At 62.2% G+C, this 6,819-nt stretch carries 6 protein-coding genes; all 6 read right to left on the bottom strand.

All coding sequences use genetic code 11. The features are described 5' to 3' along the window. Positions 1-266: 266 nt before the first annotated feature. The 6 genes from pdeM to K0H48_RS29285 are packed head-to-tail and all read right to left on the bottom strand — an operon-like array spanning position 267 to position 6,796. Positions 267-917 carry a ligase-associated DNA damage response endonuclease PdeM gene (gene pdeM, locus K0H48_RS29310; RefSeq protein WP_219337728.1) on the bottom strand — a complete coding sequence of 217 codons (651 nt, stop codon included), beginning with the start codon at positions 915-917 and terminating at the stop codon, positions 267-269. Next, complete coding sequence (locus tag K0H48_RS29305; protein ID WP_219337727.1) at positions 917-3,397, bottom strand: ligase-associated DNA damage response DEXH box helicase; 2,481 nt, start codon at positions 3,395-3,397, stop codon at positions 917-919. Before K0H48_RS29305 ends, pdeM begins: the two co-directional genes overlap by 1 nt. A gap of 57 nt (positions 3,398-3,454) precedes the next feature. Then, positions 3,455-4,219 (bottom strand): ABC transporter ATP-binding protein, encoded by a 765-nt coding sequence (locus K0H48_RS29300; protein ID WP_219337726.1) that lies wholly within the window; start codon positions 4,217-4,219, stop codon positions 3,455-3,457. Positions 4,220-4,232: 13 nt separating this feature from the next. Next, the gene (locus tag K0H48_RS29295) at positions 4,233-5,351 is read right to left on the bottom strand and encodes a succinylglutamate desuccinylase/aspartoacylase family protein (RefSeq protein WP_219337725.1); all 1,119 of its coding nucleotides are present in this window, start codon (positions 5,349-5,351) and stop codon (positions 4,233-4,235) included. 9 nt (positions 5,352-5,360) lie between these two features. Beyond that, a complete protein-coding gene (locus K0H48_RS29290; protein WP_017137171.1) occupies positions 5,361-6,071 on the bottom strand; it encodes an ABC transporter permease in 711 nt (236 codons plus the stop codon). Then, positions 6,068-6,796, bottom strand: coding sequence for an ABC transporter permease (locus K0H48_RS29285; RefSeq protein ID WP_219337724.1), 729 nt, complete (start codon positions 6,794-6,796; stop codon positions 6,068-6,070). The genes K0H48_RS29290 and K0H48_RS29285 overlap by 4 nt, the downstream gene beginning before the upstream one ends. Positions 6,797-6,819: the final 23 nt, after the last annotated feature.

Below are 6,819 nucleotides of genomic sequence, written 5' to 3'. Positions count from 1 at the left end.
GCGGCCCACGGATTCAAGCCGGAGTGAGGGCACACCGAGCCAGAGCGAGGTGCCGAGTGGTGGGGCGAGGACCTTTTGGTTACTTTTGCGTCCTTGCAAAAGTGACCCGCCGTCAGGGCGGAACCCTAAGTAGCCGTGACCGCAGCAACGGATATACACACCGACAAACCGCCATCGCAGGCAAGCCAGCTCCCACAGTTCGACCGCGTACATCTACACACTGGCGACTCGTTATCAGGCCGCAGTGCTTAGCGTTTGTTGTACGTTTAGCACACCGGCCATACGTCCTGATCGCCGATCACAAATATTCGCCGATCGTCGCTTTTCTCTACGGAGTAACCGCCGGTAAAAGCTCCGAACGCCGGCAGCAAGCTGATCTTCGAGCCGATCTGGAAGCACGGCAAACGCAAACTCTGCCGACCTTTGCCGCGCAACCGATACACAGGATGCACATGCCCGGCCAGCACATGATGGCTGGGGTGGGCATCCGGCTCATGCTGCAACGCGAACGGCCCCATCAATAGCGGCTCGGCCACCACTTCAATCCTCAAGTCGGCAGGCGGGTCGCCAGCGCGTTTATCGTGATTGCCGCGAATCAAGGTCAGTTTCAGTGCGTGATTGCGCTCGCGCCAGGCTCTCAAGGCGCTGAGGGTGCCGCTGGCGTGCGAGCCCGGGCCGTGCAGGAAGTCGCCGAGAAAGATCACCTGCGCGCACGGCAGGGTCGACAACAGGCGGTCCAGGCGCTGCAGGTTTTCGCTAGTGGTGCCCTGCGGCACCGGCTGCCCGAGGCTGCGATACGCCGAGGCCTTGCCGAAATGCGCATCGGCGATCAACAGGCACTGACGGGCGGGCCAGTAAATTGCCTTTTCCGCCAGCAGCCACAACGCCTCACCCTCGAGCGTCAGCAAATAATGCATCAGCGTTTCCCGTTATCCGCGACTTTTTCCAAGTCCTTGACCATGCGTGCGATGCGCTCGGACAGCTTCTCCGAACTCATGCTCTCGCGCATTCGCTCAACCAGCAGTGGAAACGCCAGCGGCGTCGGCCGTTCGATCACATGCAGGTCCAGTTTCAGCGCCGTCAGATGACGCAATGTCTCTTCCAACCGACGAATATCCAACTCATCACGCAGGACTTCTTCCCCGGCCTGGGTCAGCAAAAGGTTCTGCGGATCGTATTGCTTGAATACCTCGAAGAATAAACCGCTGGAAGCTTGCACTTGCCGCGTGCTTTTCGGCGCGCCGGGGTAACCGGCAAACACCAGCCCGGCGATACGTGCGATTTCGCGAAAGCGCCGCAGCGCCAGCTCACCGGCATTCAAGCTGGCCGCCACGTCCAGCAGTAAGTTCGTCGGGCTCAGCAGCGCTTGATTCAACACAACCGGCCAGTCCACCGGCGTAGCGCTCAGCAGTTCCAGCCCGTAATCATTCACCGCAATCGAAAAGGTCACCGGCTGGCTTTGGCTGACCCGCCACGCCAGCAAGCTCGCCAGCCCCAGATGCACCTGGCGCCCGGCGAACGGGTAGAGAAACAGGTGCCAGCCTTCGCGCGATTTCAGGGTTTCAGCCAGCAAATGCGCACGTGTCGGCAGGCCAGACCAACGCAACTGAGTCTGCAGCAGCGGTTGCACCGCACGCATTTCGGGGCCATCGAAGTGCCCGTGCGCCGCGGCGTCGAAACGCTCGACCACCGCCTGGGCCAACTCATTGGAAAGCGGCATGCGCCCACCATTCCAACGCGGCACGGCGGCCTTTTTAGCGGTGCTGCGGCGTACATACGCCGTCATGTTCTCCACTCGCACTAACTCCAATAGCCGCCCGGCGAACAGAAAGCCGTCTCCGGGTTTGAGCCGGGCGATAAAGCCTTCCTCGACGCTGCCCAGCGTCTTGCCCCCGCCGCCCTTGCTCCAGAATTTCAACTGGATACTCGCGTCGCTGACAATAGTGCCCACGCTCATGCGATGGCGTCGCGCCAGGCGTGCATCCGGCACGCGCCACACGCCATGCTCATCGGGCTCCACTCGGCGGTAATCCGGATAGGCCGTCAACGACAGGCCGCCATGGCGCACAAACCCCAGCGCCCAGGCCCAATCGGCGTCAGTAAGGTCACGATAAGCCCAGGCCTCACGCACCTCCGTCAACAGTGCATCCGGGGTAAAACCACCGCCCAGGGCCATGCTCACCAGGTGTTGTACGAGCACATCCAAAGGCTTGTAGGGCGATTCGCGAGCCTCGATGCGCCGCTGCGTTATTGCGTCTTGGGCAGCGGCGGCTTCCACCAATTCCAGGCTATGGGTCGGCACCAACGTCACCCGTGATGGCCTGCCTGGCGCGTGACCGGAGCGCCCGGCGCGTTGCATCAAGCGCGCCACGCCTTTGGCCGAGCCGATTTGCAGCACCCGCTCCACCGGTAGGAAATCCACACCCAGGTCCAGGCTCGAGGTACACACCACGGCCTTGAGCTTGCCGTCTTTCAAGGCCCGCTCCACCCAGTCGCGTGTTTCACGCGACAGCGAGCCATGGTGCAGGGCAATCACGCCGGCCCAATCCGGGCGCACTTCCAGCAACGCCTGGTACCAGATCTCCGACTGCGCGCGCGTATTGGTAAACACCAGGCAACTGCTGCTGGCGTCCACTTCGGCCACCACTTGCGGCAACATCTTCAAACCGATATGCCCGGCCCAGGGAAATCGCTCGGTGGTCGGCGGCAACAAGGTGTCGACCTTCAGTTCTTTTGCCGTTTGCCCCTGCACATTGATCCCTCCGCCTTGTGGGACCAGAACCTCAAGGGCGTGGGACTGATTGCCCAAGGTCGCGGAAATCCCCCACACCATCAGGTCCGGATGCCAACGCCGCAAGCGCGCCAACGCCAGTTGCAGTTGCACGCCACGCTTGTTGCCGATCAGTTCATGCCACTCATCCACGATCACCATGCGCAGGTGCGCCAGGCTGGTCTCGCTGTCGGCACGCGCGAGCATCAGCGTCAGGCTTTCCGGGGTGGTCACCAGCGCGGTGGGCTGACGCCGGGTCTGGCGCGCGCGTTCGCTGCTGCTGGTGTCGCCGGTGCGCAGGCCGACACTCCAGGGAATCTGCAGCGCCTCAAGCGGTGCTTGCAGGGCGCGCGTTGTGTCGGCGGCCAAGGCGCGCATCGGTGTGATCCACAGCACCGTCAGTGGCTCAGCGGGCGCTTTGCGTTTACCGGTGGCAGGCGGGCGAGTGACGGCGAAGCGGTTGAGGGCGGCAAACCACAGCGCATAGGTTTTACCCGCGCCGGTACTGGCGTGCAGCAGGCCTGACTGGCCGTCTTTAACCGCCGTCCACACGGCTTTTTGAAAGGCGAACGGCTTCCAGCCTTTGGCGGCAAACCATTTTTTGGCGAAGTCGAGGGGTTTTGCCATTCGGCGGCTGACGCTCTGGAGGCTCTAAGTCAGAGACCCTCCAGGCGTCGCAAAGGTTTACTTCAAGTTACCGCTCAGAAATTGCTGCAGGCGCTCGCTCTTCGGGTTGCCCAACACATCCTCGGGGGTGCCTTGCTCTTCCACCAGGCCCTTGTGCAGGAACAGCACCTGGTTCGACACCTTGCGCGCAAAGCTCATCTCGTGGGTGACCATGATCATGGTGCGGCCTTCCTCGGCCAGGCCCTGGATCACCTTCAACACTTCGCCGACCAGCTCCGGGTCGAGGGCCGAGGTGGGTTCGTCAAACAGCATCACCTCCGGCTCCATGGCCAGGGCACGGGCGATGGCCACCCGCTGCTGTTGGCCGCCGGAAAGGAACGCCGGGTATTGATCGGCCACACGCGCTGGCAACCCGACCTTATCCAGGTAGCGACGGGCACGGTCTTCGGCGTCCTTCTTGCTGCAGCCCAGCACCCGGCGTGGCGCCATGGTGATGTTTTCCAGCACGCTCATATGGCTCCACAGGTTGAAGTGCTGGAACACCATCGCCAGCCGGGTGCGCAGGCGTTGCAGTTCGGCATCGTCGGCCACGCGCATGCCGTAGCGGTCGCTGACCATGCGGATCTGCTGACCATCGAGGGTCATGGCGCCGTCGTTGGGGGTTTCCAGAAAGTTGATGCAGCGCAAAAAGGTACTTTTGCCCGAGCCACTGGCGCCGATCAGGCTGATCACGTCACCGGTCTTAGCCTTGAGCGAAACACCTTTGAGCACTTCATTGTCGCCATAGCTTTTATGCAGGCCTTCAACGGTCAATTTGTACATGGGGCGTGCATCCTCAAGGCGAAAGTAGGTAGCCGCTGCGGTAGGCTTGCGTGCCTGCAACATGGCTGATCACCATGCCGGCAGTGGCCATGCGCCGCAGCGAACGGGCGTAAAGCAGGCCGGCATGTTTGCAGTGCACAGGCGTTACGCTGTCAGTAATGGGGTCGATGATGTCGGCGATCAGTTGCCCGGCTTCCAGGTATTCACCGGGCAGGGCGCGGAACACCAGCAAGCCACCGACGGGCGTGGCCACCGGTTCCACGCCCGCCAGCGGCGTGGCCAGGTAGGGCAGTTCAGGCAGTGGCGGCGCGTCACCGGTAATTGCACCGAAGTGAGTCAGGTAATCGATGATCGCCTGGCAATCCAGCGCCGCCAGGCCGTGGTTGACGTCGCCTTGGCCGCGCAGTTCGACGGTCACCGAAAAACTGCCCATCGGGATCGGGAAGCGCTCACCGAAACGCTGCTGCAACTGCCACCACACCAGGGTGAAACATTCGTCGAACGACTGCCCGCCGGAGTCGGTCGCCAGCAAGTTGGCTTCCGAGCCGATATAGCGCGCCAGCGGCTCCACCTGCGGCCAAGCCTCGGGCGTGGTGTACAGGTGCGCAACGGCTTCGAAGTCGCAATGCAGGTCCAGCACCATGTCGGCATCGCAGGCCAGGCGTTGCAGCACCAGGCGCTGGGATTGCAGCTGGGTAGCAGGCGTTTGCGCCGCGAGGGCCAGGCTCAGGGCGTCGCGAATAAGCTCGACGTTGTGCGTGGGATCATCCCCCAGCAGGTCTTCGACCTGATTGCCGACTGCCTCACTGAGATCGACAAACAGGCGGTTGAAGTTCTGCCCGCTTTCCAGCTCGTAACGGCCCAGCGGAATGTCCATCAACACCTGCTCAAGCCCCACCGGATTGGCGATGGGCACCAGCACGATCTCGCTGCGCAGGCGCCCGGCCGCTGCCAGCTCTGCCAGGCGCAGCTTCAGGTGCCAGGCCACCAGCATGCCCGGCAGCTCATCGGCATGCAGTGATGACTGGATGTAAACCTTGCCCTCAGCCTGTTCCGGGCCGAAGTGGAAACTGTGAACCTGCCGCGCCGTGCCGGGCACCGGCGCGAGCAGATCATGTACCTGATGACGCATCGCGACTCCTTAGTGGCTCGGCCCGAGAAAGGCCAGCCAGCGGCGCTCCGCCAGACGAAACAGCCCGACCAGCGCGAAGGTCACGGTCAGGTAGATCAGCGCGGCGATGCCGAATGATTGAAAGGTCATGTAGGTGGCTGAGTTGGCGTCCCGCGCTACCTTGAGAATGTCCGGCACCGTCGCGGTAAACGCCACCGTGGTCGAATGCAGCATCAGGATTACTTCGTTGCTGTAGTAGGGCAGCGAGCGGCGTAGGGCCGAGGGCATGATCACGTAGGCATACAGCTTCCAACCACTGAGGCCGTAAGCCTTGGCCGCTTCGACTTCGCCGTGGGCCATGCTGCGGATCGCACCGGCGAAAATTTCCGTGGTGTACGCACAAGTGTTGAGTGCGAAAGCCAGAATGGTGCAGTTCATCGCATCGCGAAAGAACGCATCCAGCACCGGCTGCGCCCTTACGGCGGCAATGCTGTAGATGCCGGTGTAGCAAATCAGCAGTTGGATATACAGCGGCGTGCCACGAAACAGGTAGGTGTAGAACTGCACCGGCCAGCGTATGGAGCGTTTGCGCGAAACGCGGGCGATGGACAGCGGGATCGAGACTAGAAAGCCGATCACCAGCGCCGCGCTGAGCAGCCACATGGTCATCGCCAGCCCGGTGATGTGCTGGCCGTCGCTATAAAGGAAGGGCCGCCAGTATTGCTGGATAAGTTCGATCATCGCACGGCCTCCCGGGACCCAGCGGAGTAGCGGCGCTCAAGCCAGCGCAGGACAACGTTGGATGCGCTGGTGATCAGCAGGTAGATCAACGCGGCGAGCACCAGGAAATAGAACAGTTGATAGGTGCTCTTGCCCGCATCCTGCGCGGCCTTGACCAGGTCCGCCAGACCGATGATCGACACCAGCGCGGTGGCCTTGAGCATCACCATCCAGTTGTTGCCGATGCCCGGCAAGGCAAAGCGCATCATCTGCGGGAAGGTCACGAAGCGAAACCGCTGCCCGCGCGTGAGCCCGTAGGCGGTCGCCGCTTCGAGCTGGCCACGTGGTACGGCGAGGATCGCGCCGCGAAAGGTCTCGGTGAAGTAGGCACCATAGATGAAGCCCAGGGTGATGACCCCGGCGCTGAATGGGTCGATTTCGATGTAGTCCCATTCCATAAAGTCGGTAAAACCGGTCAGCCAGATTTGCAGGCTGTAGAAAATCAGCAGCATCAGCACCAGGTCGGGCACGCCGCGAATCAAGGTGGTGTAGAGCTGGGCGGGGATGCGAATCAGGCTGACGCTGGACAGTTTGGCGCTGGCGCCGAGCAGGCCCAGCAGGACACTGACGGCCAGGGAGGCGACCGACAGTTTCACGGTCATCCACGTACCTTGCAGCAACAGCGGGCCGAACCCCTTCAAGCTGAAGGCACCCAGCCCCAGGGTTTGCAAAAGATCTTCAAACATGAATTCAGGACCTAATGGCGATA

This window comes from Pseudomonas sp. Xaverov 259 (genome assembly GCF_019352915.1).
Lineage (GTDB): Bacteria > Pseudomonadota > Gammaproteobacteria > Pseudomonadales > Pseudomonadaceae > Aquipseudomonas.
This window is presented reverse-complemented; position numbering and strand designations above follow the sequence as displayed.

Bases quoted from the DNA above. Each gene is read 5' to 3' on its own strand.
- K0H48_RS29290 (WP_017137171.1), bottom strand. From the start codon at position 6,071: ATGATCGAACTTATCCAGCAATACTGGCGGCCCTTCCTTTATAGCGAC.
- K0H48_RS29305 (WP_219337727.1), bottom strand. From the start codon at position 3,397: ATGGCAAAACCCCTCGACTTCGCCAAAAAATGGTTTGCCGCCAAAGGC.
- pdeM (WP_219337728.1), bottom strand. From the start codon at position 917: ATGCATTATTTGCTGACGCTCGAGGGTGAGGCGTTGTGGCTGCTGGCG.
- K0H48_RS29285 (WP_219337724.1), bottom strand. From the start codon at position 6,796: ATGTTTGAAGATCTTTTGCAAACCCTGGGGCTGGGTGCCTTCAGCTTG.
- K0H48_RS29295 (WP_219337725.1), bottom strand. From the start codon at position 5,351: ATGCGTCATCAGGTACATGATCTGCTCGCGCCGGTGCCCGGCACGGCG.
- K0H48_RS29300 (WP_219337726.1), bottom strand. From the start codon at position 4,219: ATGTACAAATTGACCGTTGAAGGCCTGCATAAAAGCTATGGCGACAAT.